The organism is Chryseobacterium sp. AG844, from assembly GCF_003182335.1.
GTDB classification, from domain to species: Bacteria; Bacteroidota; Bacteroidia; order Flavobacteriales; family Weeksellaceae; genus Chryseobacterium; species Chryseobacterium cupriresistens.
In genome coordinates this window covers 31,647-57,986 of sequence record NZ_QGTV01000008.1, presented here as the reverse complement: position 1 = coordinate 57,986, position 26,340 = coordinate 31,647, and the positions used below count along the sequence as shown (strand labels likewise).

Annotated in this window: 24 protein-coding genes and 2 tRNA genes; 9 read left to right on the top strand and 17 right to left on the bottom strand. The window is 38.0% G+C overall.

Annotated features, from left to right (window positions below; translation table 11 throughout):
* Nucleotides 1-1,485 carry a phytoene desaturase family protein gene (locus DEU40_RS10085; RefSeq protein WP_110009705.1) on the bottom strand — a complete coding sequence of 495 codons (1,485 nt, stop codon included), beginning with the start codon at nucleotides 1,483-1,485 and terminating at the stop codon, nucleotides 1-3.
* A 44-nt stretch (nucleotides 1,486-1,529) separates the two neighbouring features.
* The gene (locus tag DEU40_RS10080) at nucleotides 1,530-2,183 is read right to left on the bottom strand and encodes a MarR family winged helix-turn-helix transcriptional regulator (protein WP_110009704.1); all 654 of its coding nucleotides are present in this window, start codon (nucleotides 2,181-2,183) and stop codon (nucleotides 1,530-1,532) included.
* A 273-nt stretch (nucleotides 2,184-2,456) separates the two neighbouring features.
* Between DEU40_RS10080 and DEU40_RS10075 the strand changes: the two genes are divergently transcribed.
* The gene (locus DEU40_RS10075; RefSeq protein ID WP_110009703.1) at nucleotides 2,457-2,768 is read left to right on the top strand and encodes a hypothetical protein; all 312 of its coding nucleotides are present in this window, start codon (nucleotides 2,457-2,459) and stop codon (nucleotides 2,766-2,768) included.
* A gap of 204 nt (nucleotides 2,769-2,972) precedes the next feature.
* On the opposite strand, the gene DEU40_RS10070 is transcribed toward DEU40_RS10075, so the two are convergent.
* Nucleotides 2,973-3,045, bottom strand: a tRNA-Lys gene (locus tag DEU40_RS10070).
* Between the two features lie 324 nt (nucleotides 3,046-3,369).
* Between DEU40_RS10070 and DEU40_RS22440 the strand changes: the two genes are divergently transcribed.
* The gene (locus tag DEU40_RS22440; RefSeq protein ID WP_171006229.1) at nucleotides 3,370-3,531 is read left to right on the top strand and encodes a hypothetical protein; all 162 of its coding nucleotides are present in this window, start codon (nucleotides 3,370-3,372) and stop codon (nucleotides 3,529-3,531) included.
* Nucleotides 3,532-3,712: 181 nt separating this feature from the next.
* Here the strand turns inward: DEU40_RS22440 and DEU40_RS10065 are convergent.
* Nucleotides 3,713-3,785: transfer RNA gene (locus DEU40_RS10065), tRNA-Lys, on the bottom strand.
* Nucleotides 3,786-4,069: 284 nt separating this feature from the next.
* Between DEU40_RS10065 and DEU40_RS10060 the strand changes: the two genes are divergently transcribed.
* Both DEU40_RS10060 and DEU40_RS10055 read left to right on the top strand, forming a co-directional pair.
* Nucleotides 4,070-4,525, top strand: coding sequence for a MarR family winged helix-turn-helix transcriptional regulator (locus DEU40_RS10060; protein WP_110009702.1), 456 nt, complete (start codon nucleotides 4,070-4,072; stop codon nucleotides 4,523-4,525).
* Nucleotides 4,526-4,539: 14 nt separating this feature from the next.
* A complete protein-coding gene (locus DEU40_RS10055; RefSeq protein WP_110009701.1) occupies nucleotides 4,540-5,043 on the top strand; it encodes a transposase in 504 nt (167 codons plus the stop codon).
* 68 nt (nucleotides 5,044-5,111) lie between these two features.
* Here the strand turns inward: DEU40_RS10055 and DEU40_RS10050 are convergent, their stop codons facing one another.
* From DEU40_RS10050 to DEU40_RS10030, 5 genes are all read right to left on the bottom strand, one after another.
* Nucleotides 5,112-5,750: a DJ-1/PfpI family protein gene (locus tag DEU40_RS10050; RefSeq protein ID WP_110009700.1), complete on the bottom strand. Its 639-nt coding sequence runs from the start codon at nucleotides 5,748-5,750 to the stop codon at nucleotides 5,112-5,114.
* Nucleotides 5,751-5,852: 102 nt separating this feature from the next.
* Nucleotides 5,853-6,851 carry a GlxA family transcriptional regulator gene (locus DEU40_RS10045; RefSeq protein WP_181397957.1) on the bottom strand — a complete coding sequence of 333 codons (999 nt, stop codon included), beginning with the start codon at nucleotides 6,849-6,851 and terminating at the stop codon, nucleotides 5,853-5,855.
* A 195-nt stretch (nucleotides 6,852-7,046) separates the two neighbouring features.
* On the bottom strand, nucleotides 7,047-8,639 hold the full coding sequence (locus DEU40_RS10040; protein ID WP_110009810.1) for a beta-carotene 15,15'-monooxygenase: 1,593 nt from the start codon (nucleotides 8,637-8,639) through the stop codon (nucleotides 7,047-7,049).
* The gene (locus DEU40_RS10035) at nucleotides 8,632-9,696 is read right to left on the bottom strand and encodes an HlyD family secretion protein (protein WP_110009698.1); all 1,065 of its coding nucleotides are present in this window, start codon (nucleotides 9,694-9,696) and stop codon (nucleotides 8,632-8,634) included. The genes DEU40_RS10040 and DEU40_RS10035 overlap by 8 nt, the downstream gene beginning before the upstream one ends.
* A 4-nt stretch (nucleotides 9,697-9,700) precedes the next feature.
* Nucleotides 9,701-11,023, bottom strand: a complete 1,323-nt coding sequence (locus DEU40_RS10030; protein ID WP_110009697.1) for a TolC family protein — start codon at nucleotides 11,021-11,023, stop codon at nucleotides 9,701-9,703.
* Nucleotides 11,024-11,154: 131 nt separating this feature from the next.
* On the opposite strand from DEU40_RS10030, the gene DEU40_RS10025 reads away from it, so the two are divergent.
* The gene (locus tag DEU40_RS10025; protein ID WP_110009696.1) at nucleotides 11,155-11,967 is read left to right on the top strand and encodes an AraC family transcriptional regulator; all 813 of its coding nucleotides are present in this window, start codon (nucleotides 11,155-11,157) and stop codon (nucleotides 11,965-11,967) included.
* A gap of 64 nt (nucleotides 11,968-12,031) precedes the next feature.
* On the opposite strand, the gene DEU40_RS10020 is transcribed toward DEU40_RS10025, so the two are convergent.
* From DEU40_RS10020 to DEU40_RS09990, 7 genes are all read right to left on the bottom strand, one after another.
* Nucleotides 12,032-15,517, bottom strand: a complete 3,486-nt coding sequence (locus DEU40_RS10020; protein WP_110009695.1) for a DUF2723 domain-containing protein — start codon at nucleotides 15,515-15,517, stop codon at nucleotides 12,032-12,034.
* Nucleotides 15,518-15,793: 276 nt separating this feature from the next.
* On the bottom strand, nucleotides 15,794-16,582 hold the full coding sequence (locus DEU40_RS10015) for an SDR family oxidoreductase (RefSeq protein ID WP_110009694.1): 789 nt from the start codon (nucleotides 16,580-16,582) through the stop codon (nucleotides 15,794-15,796).
* A 93-nt stretch (nucleotides 16,583-16,675) separates the two neighbouring features.
* Entirely contained in the window at nucleotides 16,676-17,065 is a 390-nt protein-coding gene (locus tag DEU40_RS10010) for a RidA family protein (RefSeq protein ID WP_110009693.1), read from the bottom strand.
* 100 nt (nucleotides 17,066-17,165) lie between these two features.
* The gene (locus DEU40_RS10005; RefSeq protein ID WP_110009809.1) at nucleotides 17,166-17,729 is read right to left on the bottom strand and encodes a Crp/Fnr family transcriptional regulator; all 564 of its coding nucleotides are present in this window, start codon (nucleotides 17,727-17,729) and stop codon (nucleotides 17,166-17,168) included.
* A gap of 71 nt (nucleotides 17,730-17,800) precedes the next feature.
* A complete protein-coding gene (locus DEU40_RS10000) occupies nucleotides 17,801-18,292 on the bottom strand; it encodes an SMI1/KNR4 family protein (RefSeq protein WP_110009692.1) in 492 nt (163 codons plus the stop codon).
* Between the two features lie 9 nt (nucleotides 18,293-18,301).
* Nucleotides 18,302-18,904 (bottom strand): TlpA family protein disulfide reductase, encoded by a 603-nt coding sequence (locus DEU40_RS09995; protein ID WP_110009808.1) that lies wholly within the window; start codon nucleotides 18,902-18,904, stop codon nucleotides 18,302-18,304.
* Between the two features lie 155 nt (nucleotides 18,905-19,059).
* Entirely contained in the window at nucleotides 19,060-19,779 is a 720-nt protein-coding gene (locus DEU40_RS09990; RefSeq protein ID WP_110009691.1) for a DUF6796 family protein, read from the bottom strand.
* A gap of 197 nt (nucleotides 19,780-19,976) precedes the next feature.
* Here DEU40_RS09990 and DEU40_RS09985 point away from each other — a divergent pair, with 197 nt between their 5' ends.
* From DEU40_RS09985 to DEU40_RS09975, 3 genes are all read left to right on the top strand, one after another.
* A complete protein-coding gene (locus DEU40_RS09985) occupies nucleotides 19,977-20,960 on the top strand; it encodes a helix-turn-helix transcriptional regulator (protein ID WP_110009690.1) in 984 nt (327 codons plus the stop codon).
* Between the two features lie 323 nt (nucleotides 20,961-21,283).
* The gene (locus tag DEU40_RS09980; RefSeq protein ID WP_110009689.1) at nucleotides 21,284-23,614 is read left to right on the top strand and encodes a TonB-dependent receptor; all 2,331 of its coding nucleotides are present in this window, start codon (nucleotides 21,284-21,286) and stop codon (nucleotides 23,612-23,614) included.
* A gap of 3 nt (nucleotides 23,615-23,617) precedes the next feature.
* On the top strand, nucleotides 23,618-24,433 hold the full coding sequence (locus DEU40_RS09975) for a DUF4249 domain-containing protein (protein ID WP_110009688.1): 816 nt from the start codon (nucleotides 23,618-23,620) through the stop codon (nucleotides 24,431-24,433).
* Between the two features lie 48 nt (nucleotides 24,434-24,481).
* Here the strand turns inward: DEU40_RS09975 and DEU40_RS09970 are convergent, their stop codons facing one another.
* Complete coding sequence (locus DEU40_RS09970) at nucleotides 24,482-25,207, bottom strand: YoaK family protein (protein ID WP_110009687.1); 726 nt, start codon at nucleotides 25,205-25,207, stop codon at nucleotides 24,482-24,484.
* A gap of 365 nt (nucleotides 25,208-25,572) precedes the next feature.
* Here DEU40_RS09970 and DEU40_RS09965 point away from each other — a divergent pair, with 365 nt between their 5' ends.
* Nucleotides 25,573-26,259: a Crp/Fnr family transcriptional regulator gene (locus DEU40_RS09965; RefSeq protein ID WP_110009686.1), complete on the top strand. Its 687-nt coding sequence runs from the start codon at nucleotides 25,573-25,575 to the stop codon at nucleotides 26,257-26,259.
* The last annotated feature ends 81 nt before the right edge of the window (nucleotides 26,260-26,340 follow it).

Below are 26,340 nucleotides of genomic sequence, written 5' to 3'. Positions count from 1 at the left end.
TTATTTTAGTTTATTAACCTCTTGCGCAACAATCTTCCCGGAGATAACGGATGGAGGAACTCCGGGCCCGGGAACCGTTAACTGCCCGGTATAAAAAAGATTACTGATCTTTTTGTTTCTTATTTTAGGTTTCAGGACAGCAGTCTGCGATAAAGTATTGGACAGTCCGTAAGCATTCCCCTCATAAGCATTATAATCCGAAATAAAGTCACTCACACAGTAGCTTCTTTTGTATTCAATTCTGGAAATAAGATCATTTTCTCCTGTATGCTTTTCGATTCTTTCAAGCATTTCCTTGAGGTATTTTTCTCTTACAGCTTCCTCATCGTGTATTCCTGGCGACAGAGGCAATAGTAAAAAGAGATTTTCACAGCCTTCCGGAGCTACACCGGGATCTGTTTTTGAAGGACAGCACGCATAAAAAAGGGGTTTCGAAGGCCATTTTTTATTGACATAAATACAGTCTATATGATTATCAAGCTCATTTTCAAAGAACAAGGTATGGTGTTTTAAATCAGAGATTTTCCCTTTGATTCCGAGGTAATAGATCAGGCATGAAGGAGCAAAGGTTTTGGTCTTCCAGTAGGCATCATTATAGTTCCTCAGAGATTTAGGAATTAGTGTTTCCGTATGATGGTAATCTGATGAGGCAATAACTGCATCAAATTCGTAGTCTTTATCCCCTGCCGTTAATGACACTACTTTCCCGTTTTCTGTGTTCAGCTTCTGAACATCATGATTAAAATGAAAAGTCACTCCCTGTTTTTCCGCTACGTCCTTCATCGCCATAACAAGCTGATAAAAACCTCCCATAGGGTATTTTGTTCCCAACACATATCCTCCATAATTCATAAGGCTGTAAAGTGCCGGAATATCACGGGGCGAAGCACCCAGAAATATCACCGGAAATTCCATCAGAGATCTGAGTTTCGGGTCAGAAAAATATCCTGAAACGTATTTCCTGAAATTACTTAAAAGATCAAGCTTCAATGCACTGCCCGCTATTTTTAAAGAAGCAAATTCCAGCCAGCTGTAACAGGGCTTTGTCACAAAGTCTTTCATGCCGACCTCGTATTTAAATCGGGCAGACTGCATAAATTGATCATACTTTTTACCCGATCCGGCCTCTGTATTTTCAAATAACTCACGGATGTCTTCATTTTTTTCAGGAACTGAAATCTTTTCTTCTGAAAAAACCATTTCAAACTGAGGATCTAAGGATACCAGTTTAAAATAATCAGCTGCTTTACAGTTGAAATCACTGAAAAAACCTTCGATAATATCAGGCATCCAATACCAGCTCGGCCCCATATCAAACACATAGCCTTCTTCCGTTTTAAATTGCCTTGCACGTCCTCCCGGCTGATTATGTTTTTCAAAAACATGCACTTCATTTCCGGCCTTTGCCGCATAAGCAGCCGCAGAGAGCCCGGAGAACCCTGAACCTATTACCGCTATTCTTTTTCTTGATTTTTCAGTACTCATCGTCATTTTTTTAACAGTTGTTTAAAGACATTTTCACTACGCAATCAGTTTAACTTTTTATATACGGTGTTCAGCAGATCTCTTGTTTCCAGATTCATACGGTAAAAAGAATCATGAAATTCATCCAATTTGGAAAGTACTGCAATGAGGAGCATTTGTTCAGCATGGGTAAGATTTCCTACAACAGCCCTGGAAGCCCTGCGGATTTCCTCCATATGTTCATCCAGTATCGCCAGCCCTTTCTCAGTGATCTGTATATTTTTTATTCTTTTATCTTTTGAGGAAACCGCCTGTTCAATCCAGCCATTATGGAGCAGCCGGTTAATAATAAGTATACCTGCAGATTTCTCATGTACATTATGTTTTATCAATTGCATTTTTGGCATTGCTCCCATATTCTTCAAACTGATAAGATAAATGAAGTCATCCTGACTGGAAAAAACAGAACTGCCAACTGCCGATCTGGAATAAGACTTTGCATATCTGTTCATTCTGATCAGCAAAGTATTTATAATACTGTCTGAGCTTCTTCCTGAATCCTTCCCTATCCAGTCAGGATTTTCAAAGTCCTGCTGATGGGCAGCATTGATCCATTCTGTAAAACCATGAAGGTCATTGCTGTATAGATTTTTACCTTCATTTTGTTCCATAAATTGCTGAACGAGTTCCACCACTGATTTTATAAGTTCAAAATTCATATCAAACAAATTAGTATACAAATATACTTATATAAGTTTACAAATAAACTATTTTTTGTTTTATTTTTAATCTTTACCTGTTAGAAGGCATTCCAGACAGCATATAATAGAATACAGACAACTGTTTATAAAAAAAACTGTCTCAAGACAGGCTGAAAATCATACACAGTTCATTAATACACCTTTGGATCTGCATTATTATGATCCTGCTCATATCACTGCCGGGCTTAAATATCGAAATTTGATTAAATACAAACACCAAAATAAAATCCTATGAAAAAATTAGTTTTATCAATATCAGCAGCCGGTTTTATGATTCTGGCCTGTAAAAAGAAGGACACAACAAGTAGTACCCCCGTTACCGATTCAGTCAACACGCAAAGAAATTATTCTGATACAGCAGCATCTGCGGTCAGGGATACTCAAGACATTACAACGGGTAATGATAGTATTAATACAAAAAATCACGTTGGGGGAAGAAAAACGAGCAATAATAATACGGGTAACGGCACAGGCAATATCAATGCGGCAGTTTCAGATAGTGCGCACAATACGCAGGGAAGATCCGGCAATGTAAAAAAGTAGATATTGGACCACAATAGCATTACAATATACAACCGATATAAAAACAAAAGTTGCTATTTATATCGGTTGTATACTGTTCGTTCTGGATGCTTTTATTATTAAAATATCGTTGAATAGCTTCGGATTGCAACATACATTTGGCAGACAACAAATAACGAAAACTAAAAAGGACAAACCATTCATAAAATGATTTGTCCTCATAAGTGACCCGGCTGGGATTCGAACCCAGGACCCATACATTAAAAGTGTATTGCTCTACCAGCTGAGCTACCGAGTCGGCCCTTACTTTTTCAAGTAAATCCCTTTCTGTAAGGGACTGCAAAGATAGAAACTTTTTCTTTATTTACAATACTTCCCGGACATATTATGTCTGTGCTTCCGCTAACTTTTACAATATCAGACACAAAAATTTCACATATCTGAGCAGGTTCTTACTATAAATCTTAAAAATGAATCAAAAGGCTTCAAGAAAAAAATAAGAACTGCAGTAAATCCTTTGTTACTCGTGGTCCGATCAGTAAATCAATTTATTTTCTTAAAATTTGAAACATCCTTATTATCAATAATTTGTTTTTGTCAAATAAATTCACTATATTGATACATGAAAAAAAATGAACGTCAGGACAATATAACACATGCTGGCAAAGTTAACGAAAGAACAAAAGCATTGGAGGTCCTTGAAAAAGCAAAAAAAGTACAAGGAAAAATTACATTTCTCCGTCAGGGAGTAGGGAGAAATTTTAAACCCAAAAATGAAGAGTAAAGATATTGCTGATTTCAATGGCAATAGAATGAGAACAATCAAACTGGTCGTTAATTCAAATTTATAATAACCGGCCATTTGAAACATTATAGCAAACACTATAAATAAAAAACCTGCAAAAATAATTTGCAGGTTTTTTTTGTGTTTTTCTGATGCTTTATTTTTTGCATCTTTAATATTGTGACCCGGCTGGGATTCGAACCCAGGACCCATACATTAAAAGTGTATTGCTCTACCAGCTGAGCTACCGAGTCGGCCACTTACTTTTTCAAGTAAATCCCTTTGTTTAAGGGACTGCAAAGATAGGAAAACCCTCTTTAAATCCAAATTTTTCAAAGCTTTTTTATTATAAAATTTGCATCAAAAAAGTCAAACACCTGTTTATAAATTAATTACGCTGTTATCTTTTTTAAATTCAAATTCCCAGCAATAATAGTAGCTGACGGATAATATCATTTTTTTAGCAAAAAATTTATTTTGATAAATCAAAAAACAACAATATCTTAGCAACTAAGATAATTATAAAATAATTTAATTAATGACTAAAAGTAATATACAAAATTTCCGTGAAGCCAGCAGAGCCTATTCTGACGCCTCAATCTTTATGCACGAGGCCATTGCCAGAAAAGCAGGGCTTTCCAGCACAGATCATAAATATCTGGGGCTTATTCTGCAATACGAATCCATAACAGCGGGTGAAATATCTAAGCTGACAGGTCTTACAACCGGCGCTGTTACAGGTTTAATTGACCGTCTGGAAAAAAAAGAACTTCTTAAAAGACAGTTCATCAAAGAAGACCGCAGAAAAGTAATGATCATCCCGAATACAGAAAAGAGCATGAAATTACTCGGTCCTATTTTTGAAGAGCTGCAGCAAAAAACCATGAAACTCGTTTCCACTTTTTCTAAAAAGGAAATAGAAACTATTGAACGTTATTTCAGGGAAGCTACCCTTCTTATGAAAGAAACAACAGATCATTTAAATAACCCATAAATCAATACACGACCATGGAAAGTTTAACTGCTACTTATATAACCCGCGCAGAAATCTGGCTTTGCATTACAACATTACTTTATTTTCTTATGAACGGGGCACAGATTTTCGAAACCCTGCTCTTTGTACCCAAATGGGCTTCTTCCCCACCCGATACATTGAAGCTGCTTCAGGACGGAAATGGAGTAAGCCTGAAGTTTTTTTGGATCATCCTTCACTCTTTGCATGAAATAACCTTTATCCTTGCGATTGCTTTTTGCTGGAAAATTGATCCGGTAAGGAACTGGCTTTTGATTTTACTCATTATTCACGCAGCTGTAAGATTCTGGACATTAGCTTTTTTTGCTCCGAACATTATACAGTTTCAGAACTTGGCATCCGCCACTTCCGTTTCACAGGAAATCATAACCAGAATTTCACTTTGGAAAACCCTTAACTATATTCGGATTGCTGTTTATATTGCGGTGTCAATTGGTTTTATTCCTCTTTGTATTAAAGTACTCAGTTTTCGTCAGTAGACCTCAATCTAAAATATAAATTTCGCCGATCAGAGATCGGCGAAATTTGCAAATCAACAGATTCTCTTTTACGCTAAGTTTCCAGATTTTGCATTCTGATATTCAAAAATCTCTATAATAGTGTTCACCGTTTTCTGTCCGAGATGTTTTCCAACCAGATAAAGGGCGGCATCTATCCCGGCTGTGATACCTGCCGTAGTTATCAGGCTGCCCTGGTCAATATACCGTATATTCCTGATTACATTGGTTTCCGGATTATGCTGTTCAAGTGCATCCAACAACATATGATGCGTAGTAACATCATAATCAGCAAGCATTTTTGTCCCTGACAGAAGCATACTTCCGGTACATACCGTAAATACAACTGTTCCTGCATCATAATGATTTTCAATCCATTTCAGGGCAGTTTCCCGAAAGTCCCTGTCCTGAATATATTGCATAATGTATTCAGGATTTGCTCCCGGAACGACAATCATATCCGGTTGAGGGCATGTATGGATATCGTAGGTAGGAATAAGAGCCATTGTGTTCGCCTCCATATTTACCGGATCTTTTGTTTTCCCGACGGTAAAGCAATTGTAGCTGCCGGGTTCCAGAACATTCGCCTTAACAAAAACATCTAAAGGGCCATTTAAATCAAGTGCTTCCACCTGATCATAGATTAAAAATGCTACATTCATTGTCTTGCTGTTTTGTACGTGATTCATAATTTTATTATTTAAGATTATTATTTTCAGATCATGGCACAGGTCTTCCCTGCTGACAATTGATGATTGCCAGTTTTATGTAAAATCAATAAGAAAAAGCTATTATCCTGTAGTCTTGAATGACTTCCTGTACTGTGCCGGAGAGAGGGAAATGTTTTTAAGAAATAAGCGGCTGAGAGAAACAGCATTACTAAATCCACATTTATCAGCTATCATATCGATGCTCATATCAGTATATTCCAGCATATTTTTAGCCTGATCCAGCCTCATTTTTTCGAGAAATCTGCCGGGAGTCATTCCTGACTCTTTTACAAATACCCTGGAAAAGTTACGGACACTCATGTTCAGGAACTCTGCCATATACTCCACCGTAATAGCTTCTCCAAGCTTATCTTTCAATAAATCACGGATTTGTTTTGTAAAAGGAGACATTATTTCATATTCCGGTAATGCATTTCCAAACTGAGACTGTGCTCCGGATCTTTTTAGATACAGGACGAGATGACGGGCAACTTCGGCCGCCAAAGGTTTTCCAAAGTCTTCTTCCAATAGAGCCAATGCAAGATCCATCCCTGAAGAAACACCTCCTGAAGTATAAATTGGCCTGTCACGGATAAAAAAAGGATTAATATTCACATCCAATTTTGGATAAGATTTCTGTAAAGTATCTGCGAACTTCCAATGAGTAGTTACCTGTTTGCCATCCAGCAGACCCGCTTTGGCAAGGATGAACGCCCCTACACAGACAGATCCCATTCGTCTCACGTCGGGAGCTATATTTTGAAGGTAATGATAAATATCCGGATTGACCTCATCCAGCACATTCAACGTGGTACCTGCCACCAGTAAAGTGTCTACAGGAAAATCAATATCATAAATAGTATGGCTGCATGATAAAGGCATTCCTGAACCTGAATATATTATTTTTTCTGAAGTTCCGGATACCAGATACACATGATAACCGGAATCCTGTTTATCATTTAAAAAACGGTTTGCTGATGTAAAAACATCCCATGGTCCGGCAATATCAAGCAGCTGTACCTCCGGCAATGCTAAAAGCACTATATTTTTCATTCCTGTTTTCCGCCTTTCTTTCTTCATATCTCGTTCTGTATGAGTACAAATGTAGAGAGAATGGATTTTGTCTGCAATGACAAAAAACATACAATTCCGGCCAGAAGTAATTGCTATTCTTTATCAAAATAAAAGAGACTGCTTTATCAGACAGTCTCAGCACTCTACTATAAAATTAGCTGACAAGCTATACTTTTTCGATGATTAACATTAAAGTTCTCTTTACGCAGGAGATAATCTGCGTGATTTTAAATAAAGAGCAGTGCGGTTAAGATATGGGAAAAGGAAAATCAATAACAGTGAGGCTGCAAGAAGCCATACCATCATTTCATAATAATCCATCGCAAAACGGACATGATCCTGAACATTCATTCTGCCAATCAACAGCTTATTGGCAGCTTTAACAGCCTTATCTTCCGGCATTCCTCGAGCAATAAGCTTAGTAGTCTGCTGATGGAGAAAGCTTTTAACTTCCGGATCGACAGCACTTAGATGATCCTGAAAGGCATTATAATGACGGCTTTTCTCAAACAGTTCAAAAAAATTGATCAGGGCAATACTGATACAAAATCCAAGATACCGTATTGCTAATGCTGTTGCCGCAGCAGAAGGGCCAATGGCTGCAGGAACTGACGAAATAATAAAGATAATCGTCGGAACCATAATCAATCCCACACCCAATCCCTGAATAAATAATGGGATATAGTAATTAAACTCATCAGCCTGAACATCAAAAGAATAATACATGACCGCATGAAAAATGAGCAGCATTAAAAAACCCGGACCCCAGATATACCGTATATTTTTTTTCTGCAAAACCATACAGCAGGCAATAATGACTCCCATAACCAATCCTGCAAGATTGAAAATATTAATATAGGATATATGGAATGGGTCCAGATGCAGCTCCGATGCAAAATAATTATTGACAATTCCTGAAGCAAACCTGCAGATATACATCACAAAAAGAATCAGCAGACCTACTTTAAAATTCCGGTATCTGAAAACACGCAGATCAATATAAGGCCTTTTAATGGCTTGCTGACGGAATATGGATATTCCTGCTAAAGCAATAATTCCGATGACACTTCCTAAAATCCGGCTATCTTCCAGCCAATAATATTCCTGCCCGAAAATGCTTATATATCCTATGAGCACCAGCATCATACTGAACAGTCCAAAACTCTGCCAGTCGAGTTTATAGAGATGAAATCTTGCATGGGTTCTGTAGTTGCTCATTGCCAGAGTGAGGAAAATAAGTCCCGGAAGATATGAGAATATGGCTGTTTTATAGACGATATTAAAATTATACGAATCTATGAGGTCGGCGGTTATAAGGTTATTAAATGGTAAAGCACAAATTAAGATCCCGAAAAACACTGAAAAGCTAATCTCCCTTGCTCTTTCACTACTCAGCCGGGTGAAAATAAGGGTTAGTGAAAGGTTTACATTCCCGGCAAACAACATTCCCTGCATAAAACGCACCGGAAACAGAATATAAATTTCACGGGTAGAATAGCATACCAGGCAGGCCAGAATTTGCAGTGTGGTAAAAAGAAGAAAATATTCTTTTGCGGCTAGAAAACTGAAAAACCTTCTTTCCAGACTATAAAACCCTACATATCCGGCATAAAACAAGGCTACTGAAAACTGAATATCCGCTGGTTCACATCCATAATATCCGGCTGCAGCATTCACATTAGACAATGGCAGAAAAAAGATAATGATCCCCGGAAGTGTCATTGAAAAAAGAATAATCTTCACCAACCATTCCGGAGCCCATTTTTTGAAATAAGGCATTTGTCTTTTAGCCATTGGAATGCTTTTTATTAGCGTATACATTCACGTTCATTCCCACCTTCAGAATATTAATTTCTCTTCTTTGCCCATCCAGTCTTATTCTCACAGGAATACGCTGTACAATCTTGACATAATTCCCGGTGGAGTTATCCGGTGGAAGCAATGAGAAGCTTGAGCCTGTTGCAGGAGAAAGTGAAATAATGGTTCCTTTAAATTCTCTGTCGGGATAAGAATCCGCCACAATTTTCACATGATCGCCGATATGCATATCCCTGATCTGGGTTTCTTTATAATTAGCCACTACCCATTTATCAGTTTCATTATTGACAATGAATGCCAGCGTTTCTCCGGCATCAATCATCTGGCCTACTTCTACGGTTCGTCGTCCCATTCTTCCATCATAAGCAGCAGTGACAGCTGTATAACTTACATCCAATTTGTGACGGTCCAGCAATGCTTCCAGTCTTGCAATTTCTGCCAAAACCACGGCTTTTTCTGCCCGTATATCATTAATCTTGGATACAGAAGCTGCATAATTATCCTGTGAAGATTTATAATCACTTTCGTTGACATCAAGTGTTGCTTTCACATCTTCAAGTCGCTGTCTGGTAGCAGATTCTTCATCATACAGTTTTTTATACCTGTTATAATCAAGCTGCTGTTTCCAGACTTTTGCTTTATTGGCATCCACCTTGGCCATCGCTGCGGCAGCTTCCTTTTCTGTAGTTCCTGTAGTACTTTCCAATACTCTCAGTTGGGCACGGGCTTTCTGAAGGGCTGCCTGAGTCTGCTTTTCCTGAAGGACATATTCACGGTTATCAATGATTAAAAGAGTATCGCCCTTTTTTACTTCCTGATTTTCCTCAAATTTTACGGCAACAATAAATCCTCCGGCTCTTGAAATAATAGGATTTACATATTCCTGAACCTGCGCATCATTGGTCTGCTCATAGGCATAATAATTTTTTAGGGTAAACCCGCCCCACACTGCAAGTGCAGCAACGATTACAACTGAAATCCATCCTGTGATCTTCGTGATCATTCTATCGGTGGGAGTGTATTTTTTTTTCATTGTTTTATAAAACGCCTGTAATATTTTGTAATAAATAATAATTGTTCTGTGCCATAATTTTAGCCGCTTCCAGTTCAAATTTTGTCTGAAGCAGCTGTATATCTGCATCCAGCAGTTCTGTAATAAGGGAAGTCTGGCTGAAGTAAGTATTTTTGATAATACGTGCATTTTCCTTTGCCTGAGCGACATTGGCTTCTGCCACTTTTATCTGTTCCAAAGCTTCCTGGTAACGCAGATAAGCTTCTTTTACCTGCTGTCTTACTTTATCTTCAGTATCCCTGTGCACTTCCTCTTCTTTTTCAAACTCCAGCTGGGCTGCCTTTACCTTATGGGTATTGTGGTAAAGAGAAGAGATGGAAAATGAAGCTTTAATTCCCACAATCCCCAATGAATACCAATACGGATTGTACGGATAAAGAAAAATCTGTGGATTGGCATAATAAAATTCGCCATACATTCCTATTTTAGGCCTTACATTCGCTTTTACCTGTTTCAGTTTGATGATACTCAGCGCTGTCTGCTGCTCAGAAACGTGGTAATCAAAAGAATGATCCAATGCCAGTTTCAGGTATTCGTTGTACGTTGTATTCTCATTCCACTGATTAAACGGTGCTTCAGGAATAACAACCTGTTCATCCGGAATTCCAAGAATGATATTCAGTTTCTGCATGGCGATGAGGATATCATTTTCTATGGTCACCAGTGCCATTTTCCGTTTTGAAAGTTCAAGTTCAATCCTTAAAACATCACTTTTTAAAACCACTCCGTTTTTATAAAGAGTCTGTATTTCTTTTAATTGTGTTTTCTGATCAGCAATATCCTGCTTGATAAGATCTCTGAAGATTAAGGTTTTCTGTAATTCCAGATAAAGTGATGCTGTTTTGTAGTGAATATCTGAAACGGACTGTTCTTTCCGGATATCCTTAATTTTCTGAAGCGTTTGATTTTCCTTAATCTTAAGATTCAGTTTGTTTCCGTTATAAATATTCAGATAAAAATCTGCTCCGGCTCTGTAAAGCGTATGGATAACTTCATGCTGGGTTGGTTTGGAAAAGATTCCGTTTTCATAGATAGGAATGTTGGAAGCTTTTTCAGCAGAGCCTTTAACTTCTATTTCCGGGAGGCGCTCTCTTTTTGCATCTTTTACTTCGGCTTCGGCAATGTCTACATTAATGGTATTGATTCTGATATGGCGGCTGTTTTCCTCCGCTTTCTGCCATGCTTCCTTCAGGGAGAGTCGTATGGTATCCTTTGCTGGACTGCCGGTTTGCGCTGATACGATGGAGAAAACTCCAAACATCAGCAACCCGGCGACATAAATTTTCATTTGAATTTTTGAATTATTGCACTGCAAATTTATTGGCAATCCGGAAATTTTATTTATCTAAAATAGTCAACTTTTACATGATTCCGGCCAAATGATTATATTTGTATTCTTATTGGGATTTTAAATTTTTTATGGGATTAATTGCTGCGCTTCCGGACATTGATAAAGATGATAAAAGTGTATTTGTCATGCACGAAAAATCTGAAAAACTGATTCCTTTTCACAAGCATACAAAAGGACAGCTGAGTTATGTGGAAGGCGGCATCGCCTATATTACGATTGATAACAGGACCTATGTGGTACCGGCAAGACACTTTTTCTGGATTCCGCAGGGAATGGAACATATTTTAGAGATCGGACATACAGCCACAGTCCTGCGTTCCCTTTATTTTTATGCCCACGATGATTTTTCAGATCCTTTCTATAACAGATTAGGAATATACCCTGCATCCGAACTGCTGATTCAGATGATCAAATATTCTGAAATATGGGATGAAAAGCATGTAACTGCAAAAGATGAAAACTTTGAATTTCTGGTAGCATTAAAAAAGATCCTTCCTAAAACCCATCAACAGCCCTTGCCTATTATTCTTCCCGCCACCCATAATAAACAAATGATGCGGATTGTATCTTATCTGGAATGGAATATCGGGGAAAAACTGACTCTGGCTAATGTAAGCAGTAAATTTGGTTTGAGTGAACGCTCTTTGTCCCGCCTGTTCAAAGCGGATATGGACATTTCTTTTCTGCAGTACCTGAAAACATTAAGAATCATTAAAGCCATTGAACTGCTTTTAAATACCGATAAACCTATCAATGAAATAGCGGATGATGTTGGATACAGCTCAATAAGTGCCTTTAGCGACACCTTCCATGAGTTTACCCAATCCAGACCTTCTGATTTAAGGAAGAGCAATAAAGCCATTCAGAATTTTACAGATTAAATTGGACACCATGAATTAAATAAAAGCCTTTAAACATTATGCTTAAAGGCTTTATCACTGATTATTACTGTGTCACTTTTATCATCGCATTGGTAATCTCAATTTCTTTTTTTCTGGAATAGGTGGAATCAAAAGGTTCCATAACATTGAATAAATACTGATAAAAGGGAGCGATCTGGCGTATATTTTCAGCTTCTTTCCCTGCTCTTTCTTTGTCCATCTGCTGAAGCCCTTTTATAAAGACATTGAATTTTTTATCAATAGGCTCCATTGCTTTTAAAAGATATGCATGTGCTTTTTCATTTTGCCCAAGCTTTTTGTAGCCTTCAGTAACAGCGGAAACCACCAATGCGTATTCCATCGGTTTGGACCTCATCTGTCTTTTTGCCATTGCTTTAAATGAAGGAGTAAGACTTTGATAATAATCGTATTCTTCAAATATTCCTTTTTTAAGATTTTCTGCCAGCTGAAGTCCCTTTTGCTCCTGCCCTGCAACAATATATCCGGTAACCATGACGCTCAGTGAACGTGGATCGTTGTATTTTTCAGCAGGAATTTCTTTTGCTGCAAGTTCCAGTAACTCGAGTGCTTTCGCTTTCTGCCCGCTTGCCACAAGTGCAGATACAGCTCTGCTCACCGACATTCTGTAGCCCAAAATATTTGACGTAGCTGTTTCATCATAATAAATACTCAGATCTTTAAAATTTCCCCATCTGAAATTTTTCACCACCTGATAAAGAGATTGGGCATCTACCCTTCCTTTGTCTCCATCAGGCCCCTGAGGCGTATGAATGGGAACCAGTCTGTAGCTGAAACCGTCAAACTGCAGATATTCATCCAGATAAAAAATATTTTCGCTTTCATACATTCCGCCTGAAGAGAAACTGATCGGGCGCTTCCAGTCGAAATTGGCCAGCATATCCAGCATCATCAGATTGCTTTTATAAAGGGTATTTGCTTCATAATTGATCATAATGTGATCCACAGTACCCGGAAGATCGGACTGCTTAATAATTCCTGCTTTTACGGCATTTTCTTTGTTGACAGGAAGAATAAATTTACTGACAGGAATAATATTGTATTTTTCATATTGTTGTTCGCCGAAGTACATTTTCAGCAATTCATCTTTTTCGGACGATTGTAATTTCAGGAATTTTATAGCATCCTTCAGGGTCATTGAATCCTGAGTCAGGTATTTTCTGAACTCCTGGAAAGCCGTGTCCGGCGCTCCCTGCTCTTTCAGCATCTGGAAAAGTCCTTCCCAATCTTCTTTTTTCATCAGATACACCTGATCATTGACACCGTCTCTATATTCTTCATGGGTCAGCTCACCCGGAATTCCCATGGCATTGTAGGTTCTTCTTTTCACCTGATCAATATTCCAGGGAGTGGCCAAAAGGGTAAAGTTGACTGTTTTCACATCATCCCTGAATCTTTCTGTTTCCTGAATAGCCCACACCGGAAAAGTATCATTATCACCATAAATAAAAATGATATCATCTTTAGGCAATGACCGTAAAAATGAATAGGCATAATCGCGGGCTGCCGTTTTTTTGCTTCTGTCATGGGAAGTATAATTCTGAAATCCCATCATAAAAGGGATTCCCAGCAATACAGCTCCCAGTATAATGTTGGCTGCATTGGATTTAATCTTAGACTGGATCAGCCAAAGGATGGCTCCGGCTCCCAGGCCGATCCACACGGCAAAGGCATAGAATGAACCTACCATGGCATAGTCTCTTTCCCGCACTTCAAACGGTTTTACTCCGGTATAGAAAACAATTCCCACACTGGTCAGAATAAACAGTGAAAGGATGGCATAAAATCTTCCAAAATCTCTGTTCAGCTGGAAAAAGAAACCAATCAAACCCAGAATCAATGGTAAAAAGAAAAACTTTACGGTACTTTCATTTTTAAATTGAGCAGGCATATGATCCTGATCACCCAACAGAGCATTATCAATAAAAGAAAATCCTGAAATCCAGTTCCCGTTGGTATTTTCCATATGTCCCTGAAGATCGTTCTGTCTTCCAACAAAATTCCACATCAGGTATCTCACAAAGTAATATCCGTTCTGGAAAGAAATAAAATAATCCATATTCTGAGCAAATGAAGGGCGCTGTACCTTAATCAAATCATAAGGTTTTACTTTCAGATAATCTTCTGCAGTGATAGAATCTCCTTCATATTTTGCTCTCAGTTCTTCAAAAATACGTTTAGCCTCAGGATTGTCTGCCACATCTTCATTATCGTAATTGAAGGTAAAATCAGGAGCTCCATACAAAGAGATATAATTAGCCATCACTTCTTTATCTTCATTGAACATCCTTGGCATAAAACTTATGTGAGATTTATTAAAAACATAGTTGAATCTTTCTCCGGTTTTTCTGTAAGTTCCGGTTTTTTCATCTTTTTCATAAATATCTCCGGTGATGTCTCTTTTATAACTTCCGTCTTCCTCTTTTTCCAGCCCGTTTTTGTCGAGAAAAGCGGTATAATTCTGCCCGTAAATCGTAGGCCAGTCACCATATTGAACCCTGTTATAATAATCTCTCATTCCGATAGCCGTATCCGGATCATTAAGATTCATCGGCGGATTGGCATTGGCTCTTATCGGAATCACCAGCCAGCAGGAGAAACCAATGATCATGTAAACAAGGGATAAAACCACAGTCTGGTATACCTTCTTTTTTGTTTTTCTGGCATACTTAATTAAGAAATAACTTATTGTGGCCATAAGAACAAACGCCGCAATTGTCCCTGAATGGAAAGGAAGCCCTAAACCGTTCACAAAGAAAATTTCAAGCTGTCCAAAGAGGGTCATAATCAAGGGGAAAATAATCTTGAACACGAAGGCAAGAATTCCCAAAGTAACAAGATTGGCGATGATAAAACTTTTCCACGAAAAGGTATAATTCCGGGCGTAATACACCAGACATATTGCCGGAAGAGCCAGCATACACATCATATGTACTCCTACGGAAAGACCTGTGATAAAGAAAATAAGGATGATCCATCTCTCACTGTCAATCGCTTTATATTCGTTTTCCCATTTTGTAATGAGCCATACCAGCAACGCAATAAACAGCGAAGCCATTGCATACACCTCACCTTCTACAGCCGAAAACCAAAAGGTATCTGAAAAGGTAAAGCATAAGGTCCCGATAGCTCCGGCAAAAAGGATAGAAATTTCCTGGTGTTTTGTAATCTCTTCAAAGTCTTTATGCAAAAGCCGTCTTAAAAAATGGGTGATCGTCCAGAACAGCAGCAGAATGGTAAATGCACTGAATAACGCTGACATGGCATTGATCACCACAGAATAATTTTCAGTATTTCCCAATGCAAAGATGCTCGCTGCCGCTCCCACAATCTGGAATAAAGCGGCTCCCGGGGCATGAGTTACCTCCAGCTTTACAGCTGAAGAAATATATTCCCCGCAGTCCCAGAAACTCAAAGAATGTTCTATCGTTGAAAGATAAGTAATAAGCGCAACAGCGAAAAGGAACCATCCCAGTACGGTGTTCCATTTTTTAAAAGACCAGTTTTTCATATCATATTTTCCAATATGTATATGACAACTGAAACAAAGGGTTTATTACATTTACCTTATTTTATTCTCAAACCACAAAAGTCATAAAAGTCTTGGCGTAGTTTAATTAAGTTAAAAAACAATGCTGCAAAAAGTTCATATAAGAAGAAGTAAAGCAAAGATTTCAAATAACTTATGTGTACTTTAATACTCAAAATAGTAAGCTTAGAAACAAATTCAAAAACTTTTGTGACTTTTGCGGTTTAAAAGAATTTATATTTCCTAAATGGTAAAGTTTTAATAGGTATTATTCAATCCTCCATCCAAAGGAATACTTGTTCCGGTAAGATAATTTGAATATTCAGAAGCCAGAAAAGCCACGAGATGTCCATATTCCTCAGGCTGTCCGAATCTTTTCATCGGAATCTTATTTTCCCTCGCCTTTTTTATTTCTTCTTCAGCATTGCCACTTTGCTGAGCTTCATGAGCTACCAGTTTCTGAATTCTTTCAGTATCAAAATATCCTGTTAAGACATTATTTACCGTGATATTGTGTTGTGCAATTTCATTGGAAAGGGTTTTGGCCCACGCAATTACTGCTGAACGGATAGAATTGGACAAGGCCAGATTTCCGATCGGTTCTTTTACTGAAAGTGATGAAACATTGATGATACGTCCTTTTTGCTGTTGGATCATATGAGGCAAAGCCAGCAATGTTGTTTCACAAACGGTTTTAAAAAGAAGATCAAATGCTTTCTGATAATCATCCGGGTTTTTATCAGCTGCCAGGCCGGGTTCCGGGCCGTTGGTATTATTCACCAGAATATCTACCGAATGATCATTAAAAAATCCTCCTATAATTTTCTTATAACTTTCAAAATCTGAAAAATCCGCTACCAGATATCCATGTTTCTGATCAGTATTGATGACCGGAAGAGATGAAACAAAGTCTTTAAGTTTGGCTTCATTACGGGCCATAACCGTAACATTAGCACCGCATTTTGCCAGTTCAATGGCAATTCCGGCACCAATTCCCTGGGTTGCCCCTCCTACTAAAGCATTTTTTGAAAAAAGTTGAATATTCATAAGATTTTTGGATATTGTAATTGGTATAGATAAATGTAAGAAAAAACCTTCAGATTATATTTTGAAGGTTTAATTTTTAAGTTCAATGATCATTTATTTTACGACGGTAGCTTCAAGCTCCACTTTTAAAGTTTCAAACAAACCTTTCACTTCAAGCATCGTTACAGCCTGCTGAATTGCATGTGTGGCAATCCACTCCTGAAGAATAGGAAAATGTGGCCAAAGCTCTTCCGTAGAAGTTGTATAAATATTTAATCTTACAATACCGCCACATTCATATCCTGCAGTACTGATTACTTCTTCCAGATTGGCAATAGCCTGTTCCAGCTGCGATTTCATATCCTTATTACTGGATGTTCCATCGGGGTCAATAGCTGCCTGTCCCGAGCAATATAAAGTACTTTGCACATTTTTTACCTCTACCGCCTGTGAATAGCTTCTTTCATCCTGCCATTTCCAAGGATTAACCGTTTTTTTTTCCATTGTCTTGAATTTGTTATTTGTTACTGTACAAAATTGCAGAACAAATACAGCAAATTCCTGTGATACGGATCACGATTATAGTGTGAGTTTGATCACAGCGTTACAGAGGCAGACGGCTTAAGGTTTCTCTGGACACCCCTAAATAAGCAGCCAAAAGAGATTTCGGAACACGCTGAACAAGAGAAGGATATTTTTCCAAAAGCTGCTCATAGCGTTCTTTTATTCCTGTTGTCATCATGGAAATGGTACGCTGTTGAGCCGTAATAAATCCCATATATGCTTTTTCAAGGAAGAAATGCTCCAGCTTTGGAAGTTGAGCGCAAAGTTTTCTGTAATCGTCCAGCTTAATACACAGTACTTCCGTATCTTCAATACATTCCAGAGACATTGTTGCTGCCGTTTGCTGATAATAAGCGGGAAAATCTGTTTCCCACCAGTCTTCCATGGCAAATCCAACAATATGTTCTTTTCCGGTTTCGTCAGAATAAACCAGCTTCAGCAAGCCTTTCAGGACAAAATAATTATAGGGAACCGTTTCCCCTTCCTGTACCAGAAACTGATGTTTCTTATATTTTTTATAAGTAAAGCAGGATGATATGAATTCAAATTCATCATCATTAAGAGGAATTATTTTTTCAATATGGGTTCTTAGCTGATGCAGCATATTCTGTTTCTTATGGTAAAAGTATTCTTTTTTCACTTAGACATTTACATTCATTGCTGATAAAACCAGCGTTACAATGTAAACGGATACACATCACTTAATGTGGGATGAATCGTATTCAGGGTTTTATAGAACTCCAGACGAACCGGCTCAGTGATATGGTCATATTGATCAAAACATTGATCCAACTGACGGATAATGATTGCCATTTGCAGCCATTCTTCAAAATTAATATGCATCGGCTTCAGCTTCCCGTCATCATCATGATCATAGAAAAAAACCTTCTGATCCCTGTCCAGAAACCATCGGTCACCTTGTCCGTTGCCAGCAAAACACCAGTACTCCGGCAAGTTAAATTCTTTATTTTCATTGACTGCATCCACTGAATTGTACAGAATGGTCTCAGAAGAGATTTCTGTTGTTTTTATTTGAGTAACCAGCGTTTTATAGCTTTCAGAGAAAGGAAATACTATAACCTTTGGAAAATTCTGCACGGCGCTTTTTTCTTTAAGGATTTTATTTTCTATTGCGGTAAGAGCTGGCACGATAAAAGGAATCATCATTATTAAAAATTATGGCTTTTCTCTCAACAGTTCATCAATCTGCTTATAAAAGGAATCTTTGCTATAATCTGCCACTCCTATATGCTGCATGCGGATTTCTCCTTTCTTGTCCAGTACTACTGTTGTAGGCAGAGAGCCGCTATACAATATATCAGGAATATTTCCAGCCGGTGTAAGAAAAGGAACCGTAAAGCCTTTCTCTTTTAAATAAGATTTTCCCAGACTGACATTATCATCCAGATTTACTGTAAGAAATACCATATCCGGATTATTTTTATACTGATCATACAGCTTCTGCACAGATGGAAATTCAGCCCTGCAGGGAGGGCACCATGACGCCCAGAAGTTAATAAAGACCACTTTATTCTGTAAAGCAGAAGTATCTACAATTTTTCCTTCTTCATTTTTCAGCATCAGCCCGGTATAGGAAACTTTGGCTGCATTATTCTGTTTTTTTTGTGGTTCTGATATGCTGGAATTGAGAATTCCGGTGGAAGCCACCTGCCTCATCAGCCATGCCTTTGCATCTTTATTCACCAAAACGATAATAAATAATACGGTAAGTACTGCCGTAGAAGCATTTTTTCTTAACCAAATTTTCAGATTTTCCATATTCTTCCGCTTAATTCCCAGCCAATATAAGGTTAATATTCCGATCAATATTCCCAAAAAGATAGTTTTAATATAAAGAAGCCTTTAAATTCTAAGATTTAAAGGCTTTCCTCTCCATTTATTTCAAGTTAAGATCATAGTCATATTTTTTATAGCTAAATCCTGTTCAGCAATTTCTTTCTGAAAAAGAAAAGCAGTGAACTGAAAAATGTCAGATAGGCAATATTGAATATGGCACCTCCTACCCATCCTGAAAAAGGAAGCGGTAAAAGATTTTTTATAGGAATGATAAACAAAGTAAGGGCAAATGGTGTCAGCAGAGCCATCCACCCCGGCAACAGAGTTTTATTGAAAAGAATACAAACAGCAAAGGAAATCCATCCGACTGCCAGTACACCAATAGCTGTTCCCCAGGCAATGTTAAGCATTTTCATAAAACCTCTTCCCGTCTCCAGAAGATAAGGGTGAGAGGCAGAGTCTGTATGATAAACTGCTTTATAAATCTCCCCCACATAGAAAAATCCGGCATGTCCTAAAGGTGATAAAACCGCCCCTGCCAGTAGGATCCAATACACAAAGACTGCATACCATTTTTGAGTGTCTTTGAAAAACTGATATACCAGCCAAGTGGCAGGAAGCAGTAAAGGCCCGGTAAGAGCACCAATCAAAGCACCAAACATCAGCCTTGGAGTGGAACCTTCCAGCATTAAAGTTGCAAATTCTACATTCACCTGATCTGCATAGGTCTTTGAAAACAAAGGATAATCTGATGGATCCGGATCAAATCCGGCAACGTAAATATCACCAATAATCCAACATATTGACACTGCTATTGCAGCTGCAAAAGACCAGTTTATTTTACCTGAATATTTCATAATTTTTAATAATTAATTTGTATAAGATGCACATCGTTTCATTATTTCTTTCTTTTATTTAAAAGCAATTTAATTATTAAGAATGATTCTAAATAATTATTACCTTTGTGCAAACTTAGTCTAAACATTCAACAGAAAGGGTCTGTAAAACGGAATAAAAAGTCCGTAAAAAGGAAATTCAAACAAAGCAAAAGGAAATGACAGTACGGCTATATGATGAAAACTTTGGAAACATGCTTATAGAGCGGGATTATCCTTCCTCTTATTTCTTAGATGATGGAGGCATCCAGGAATGCATTACCCAGCTTACTCCTCCTTATGGAAATGGTTTTTATCACGAAATAAGCTTTACCCATGTCCACATCAGTTTTGGGAATATTGTATTGAATAAACCGCTTCAATTGTACCTTGAGAGTGATTTTGATTCGGTAGAAATGCATTTTACCCTGAAAGGAAAAAGCAAAGCCATTTCGGGTAACTTTCAAAAAACAATAGTGTTTGACAGCTACCAGCACAACATTATTTATGCCCATCATATGGAAGGCAGGATGGAATTCGAAGGTCCGGAAATGTATGTATTCGAAATCAATCTTGCTCCTGAGTTCTTTAAAAAATTTCTACCTGAGTATTCAGGACTGTTTGAAATATTCAGAAATTCGATTGACAAGCAGAATTCATCTCTCATTCAGACTGAGCATAACCGCATCACCCATGATATGTATCAGATTCTGAACGACATCATTCTTTGCAACAGAAAAGGGACTTTCAAACGAATTTATCTTGAAGCTAAAGTAAATGAACTTCTTCTGTTGCAGCTTGAACAGTTTTTTGACAGTGAATCCTCATCTTCTTCCCTTCAGAAAAAAGATATAGAGAAAATGTATGCGGTGAGGGATTATATTGTAAAAAACCTGAATGCAGATAGTTCTCTGAATGATCTTGCCCATCTGGCGGGAACCAACGAATTTACTTTAAAGAAAGGATTCAAAGAGCTCTTCGGAACTACCGTTTTCGGATTCTGGAATGATCTCAAAATGGAGCAGGCCAAAAAAATGCTTCTCGACAGCGACCTGAATATCAGTGAAATTTCTGACCATATCGGCTATAAAAATCCGAGACATTTTTCATCAGCATTTAAACGAAAATTCAATATCCTGCCAAGCCAGATCAGAAGCAGATAGCATCGTGCAGTCTTATAAAAGCTCATTTGTGTCTTTTTTAATACCAGATAATAATAAAAATTAAATAACGGTCGTTAATAATTTGTTTTTCAATAAAATCTACCAAAAAACAACAATAAATTAATGTACAATGCATAATACTGCTTTTTATCTGACAGTCCTCTTTTATCCTTGCCATTATCATTTCCGGAAGTCTGCTTTTCCCATGGATTTATTTCATAATTAATTTGTTACCTGTAACAAATCCCCTATTCATCCAACTCATTGAACATCATCAAAACATTAACTCATAGACAAGAGATCTACTACTTTAAAATAAACTAATGCAAACATCCTTTCTAAAAATTACCGCTGCCACCGCTGCGCTCTGCTTCAGTACACTGGCAATGGCCCAACAAACGTATTCCGTAAGTGGAACCGTGAAAGACAAAAAAAACGGGGAACTGCTCATCGGAGTCTCTGTAAAAGTAAGCGAAGATCCCAGCATCAATGTTGTTGCCAACGAATATGGATTTTATTCCCTTTCATTACCCGAAGGAAATTATACCCTGGTTATTTCCTACCCGGGATATCAGGATTTTGAGCAGAAGATCAATGTAGATCAGAATATAAAACTCGATCTTCCGCTGCTTCCATCAGAATCTGTAGAAAAAGCCATTGATGAGGTGGTGATAACCGGTATCAAAAAGGATAAAAACCTGACCTCAGCTCAAATGGGAGCAGAAACGTTAAGTATTAAAAATATAGAGAAACTTCCTGTACTTTTTGGTGAAAAAGATGTCATGAAAACCATACAGCTTTTACCCGGGATCAAAAGTAACGGTGAAGGAAGCAGCGGGTTCAGTGTAAGAGGAGGTGCTACCGACCAAAACCTGATCCTGCTGGATGAAGCTCCTGTTTATAATGCCTCTCACCTTCTTGGTTTTTTCAGTACATTCAACAGTGACGCCCTGAAAGATGCCAGCATTATCAAAGGAAACAGCCCCGCACAATACGGAGGACGTCTTTCTTCTGTATTGGATGTTAAAATGAAGGACGGAAACAACAAAGATTATAACATCAACGGAGGAATCGGGCTTATCAGCAGCAGGCTGAGTGTGGAAGGGCCTATTCAAAAGGAAAAATCATCATTCATCGTATCGGGAAGAAGAACGTATGCGGATCTTTTTCTTAAAGCCAATAAAGATTATAAAGACAACAAATTATATTTTTACGATCTGAATCTGAAAGCCAATTATCAGATCAACGAAAACAACCGTATTTATTTGTCCGGGTATTTTGGAAGAGATGTTCTGGGATTGGGAGATACTTTCAATACAGACTGGGGAAATACAACGGCCACTTTGAGATGGAACAGCATCATCAGCAGTAAGCTATTCTCCAACACTTCATTTATTTACAGTAATTATGACTATAAGATCAGTCTGAAAAATGATGATACGGTATTTGATTTAAATTCAAAAATCCGTGACTGGAATCTTAAGCAGGATTTTACCTGGTTTGCCGGAAATAAGCATTCTGTACGTTTCGGTCTGCAGTCTATTTATCATACCCTTACTCCGAGCAGTGCTTCCGGTACCACCGTGAGCAGTTTTGCCAGAAATCCGAGATACTCGTGGGAAAATGCCGTTTACATTAATGATGATTATAAAGCAACGGAAAAGCTGACCATCAATTATGGAGCAAGGCTTTCCATGTTCAGTGTACTGGGAGGTGACACATTCAATACTTATGAGAATGGCGTACTAACCGACAGTAAATTTTTAGAGAAAGGAAAATTCGGGAAGACCTATGTGAATATTGAACCGCGTATCAGCGCCAACTACCGCATCAACGAAGTGAGCAGTGTAAAAGCAGGTTATTCCAGGAACACTCAGAATCTTCACCTCTTAAGCAACAGCAACAGTGGAAATCCTACCGATCAGTGGATAGGAAGCAGCTATACGGTAAAACCGGAAATTGCAGATCAGATCAGTTTAGGATACAGCAGAAACTTCAACAACAATAATTACGAATTGAACGCTGAGGTTTATTACAAAGACATGAAAAATCAGATCGACTTTAAAAACGGGGCTCAGATTGGCTTTGACACGGGAGCCGACGTAGAAAGTGAACTGTTATTCGGAAAAGGAAGAGCCTACGGTCTGGAACTTATCGCCAAAAAGAAGAGCGGAAAACTGACAGGATGGATCTCCTATACCCTTTCTAAAACAGAAAGAAAGATCAACGGAATCAATAATAATGAATGGTATAACGCCAGAATGGATAAAACCCACGATTTATCCGTCGTTGCAACGTATCAGCTTAATCCGAAATGGAGTTTTTCAGGATTATTTGTATACAGTACCGGAAATGCAGTTACCTTCCCTACCGGAAAATATGAACTGAACGGACAAACAGTCTTCCAGTACAGCAACAGAAATGCAGACAGAATGCCTGCATACCACAGAATGGATCTGAGCGCTACTTACGAACCAAGTTCCAATAAGCGGTTCCGCGGTTCATGGACATTTGGTATTTACAACCTGTACGGCAGAGAAAATGCTTATACAATCAATTTTGAAGACAATCCTGACCGCCCGGGAACAACACGTGCCATGCAGACCTCTTTATTCCGATGGGTCCCTAATATCACTTATAATTTCAAATTCTAACTCATGAAAAATACTTTTTATATCATAGTATCCCTCTTCGCCTTAACCTCCTGTGAAAAGGAAATTGACCTGGATCTGAACGATCAGAGCGGGAATATTGTCATTGAAGGCAATGTAACCAATCAGTCAGGACCTTATACTGTAAAAATCACAAAGTCCGTTGGATTTTCAGAACCTAATCAGTATCCGGCAGTAACCGGAGCCCAGGTGGTTTTAAGCGATGATACAGGCCAGACTGAAACGCTTCACTATACAGGAAATGGAATGTATCAGACCACTACTTTTGTAGGTACACCCGGCAGAACGTATACATTAAAAATACAGGCAGAAGGAAAACAATATACTGCTCAGAGTACAATGCCTGAGATAGTATATTTTGACGGACTGGAACAGAGTTCTTTTAAATTTGGTAATAAGACCACCTACACTCTTTTGCCACTCTTTACAGACCCGATGCCATTAGGAAACCGTTATCTTTTTAGTTTTACGATTAATGATCTGCCTAAAAAATACATGAATACTTTTTCAGACAATGTCAATAACGGCTTACCGAACCAACAGCCTCTGATTCTTCCCAACGACGATAACAAGGGACGCGACCATGAAGTAGTTCCGGGAGACAAAATCCATGTGGAAATGCAGTCTATCGACACCAATGTGTTTACTTATTACAGTGCATTGCTTCAGATTTCGGGCGGCAACGGCGGAACTGCTACTCCAGCTAATCCTCCGAGTAATATCAGCAACGGAGCATTAGGCTATTTTTCAGCCCACACAACTGATACGGAAACTTTTGTGATCCAGCCTGTAACACCATAAATTAAAAAAGGATATTCCCAACACCGGAATATCCTTTTTTATTGTATTCTATCTGAATTTCCTTTTTAAAGCGTAATACCGGTACAGGAACTTATCATGCCTGATTACGCCAAAGAGCAATCCCGCAGTTACAAGCAGCGTTTTGAGCTGAATCATGCTGTACACAAAACCACCAATCATACATCCTGCAAAAAAGCAGGCGATAATCACCAGTTTCAGGGCTATATTCTTTTTAAGCTGCCTCTTTTCGTTTTCCCTTTCCTTAAAAAAAAGTTTTGATAGCTCTATTCCCAGATCAGTAAATAAGCCCGTAAGATGAGTGGTTCTTACCACAGATTGTGATACTCTTGTTACCAGTGAGTTCTGAACGCCCATTGCAAAAAGCAAAAGCCCGGCAATTGCATAAGGAGATATTGAGATTTTCAATGTTTGGTCACCTGTTATTCCCACAAAACCTAAAATCAGAATTTCGGTGATCAAAGGAATGAGATGCGGACGGAACATTTTGTGTCCGGACGAAAATTCAACCATAAAACTGGATGAAAATGCTCCTCCCAGAAAACATATAATAAAGATAAAATAAGTGAGTGCCTTGCTGTAATGATAGAGAAGAATTTCTTCAGAAAAGAAGGCAAAATGTCCGGTTATATTCGTAGTAAGCACTTTCACAGATAAAACACCTGCAATATTCACTATCCCTGCAACAAATGAAAGTACTGATGCAAGCTTAAGATTGTGAAAATAGGTTCTGTTTTTCCCTCTGTGTCTGAACATTTTAAATTTCTATTAGAGCTTCTCCTTCAGGAAAAGAACAACCGGATAAAATAAATAAAAAAAAAAAACAATTAGAAATGTCAGCGTCAAACTGTGAAAAACATGTCCGCTTAAATATTTATCCAGTGTTCTTTATAGATCTACTATTTCCCCTTTAACGTAAAATCCTATTTTTTAGTAATAAATGATGATTCTGAAAAGGCTTCCAGACCTCTCTGAGATCTTCTGTTTCTTATTTCAGAATCAATTTTATTACTTTTGTAAAAGTAATTCGTTCAGGAAAAAAATCTTGTGATTTAGATCGGTTTAAAATGTGATTTAAGTTAAAAACTGAACGTACATCCAATATCCTGTATAGAAAAATTATGATCTCAAAATTTATTTTTAACAATCAGTATCTTTTTGATGAACTCCCTGAGTATGATAAAAATCTTCTTACAGGAGCTATGAAAACCAGGAACTATCGTAAAAATGAACCCATATTTACTGACGGAACAAAACCCAATGGCGTTTACTACCTGAACGAAGGTAAAATAAAGAAATACAAGGTTGATAATGACGGAAGGGAGCAGATTATTTACATTTACAGTTCCGGTGAATTTTTCGGATATTCTGCCATTCTGAGCAATGAATCTTACGGAGATACGACCTCAACCCTTGAAAATTCTGTGATCTCATTTATTTCAAAAGACAGTTTTCTGGATATTCTGAGCCATTCATCAGTGCTTTCGAGGCTGCTGCTGAAATCTTTAAGCCATGAATTCAGCGTAATGGCGAACCTTATTGCAGTTTTATCCCACCGTACAGTCCGTGAAAGAGCTGCTCTCAGTTTACTGATTCTTCATGATAAGTATACATCAAATGACACACCTGACCATGAAATATTCATTACCCTTTCCCGTGTGGATCTTGCCAATATGGTGGGAACTGCAAGAGAAACCTTAGCCCGTATCATCAATGATTTTAAGCAGGAAAAACTGATCAGGTCTGAAGGAAGGAAAATCCAGATTACTGATATTAAGCGATTAATTCATATCGCTAATTTTTATTAATCATATTTGAGATTAAAGAGCTTGATTTCTACTGACAAGCTGTTGTCATAAACACCTGTTACCTTTGTTTAAAATTAGTTT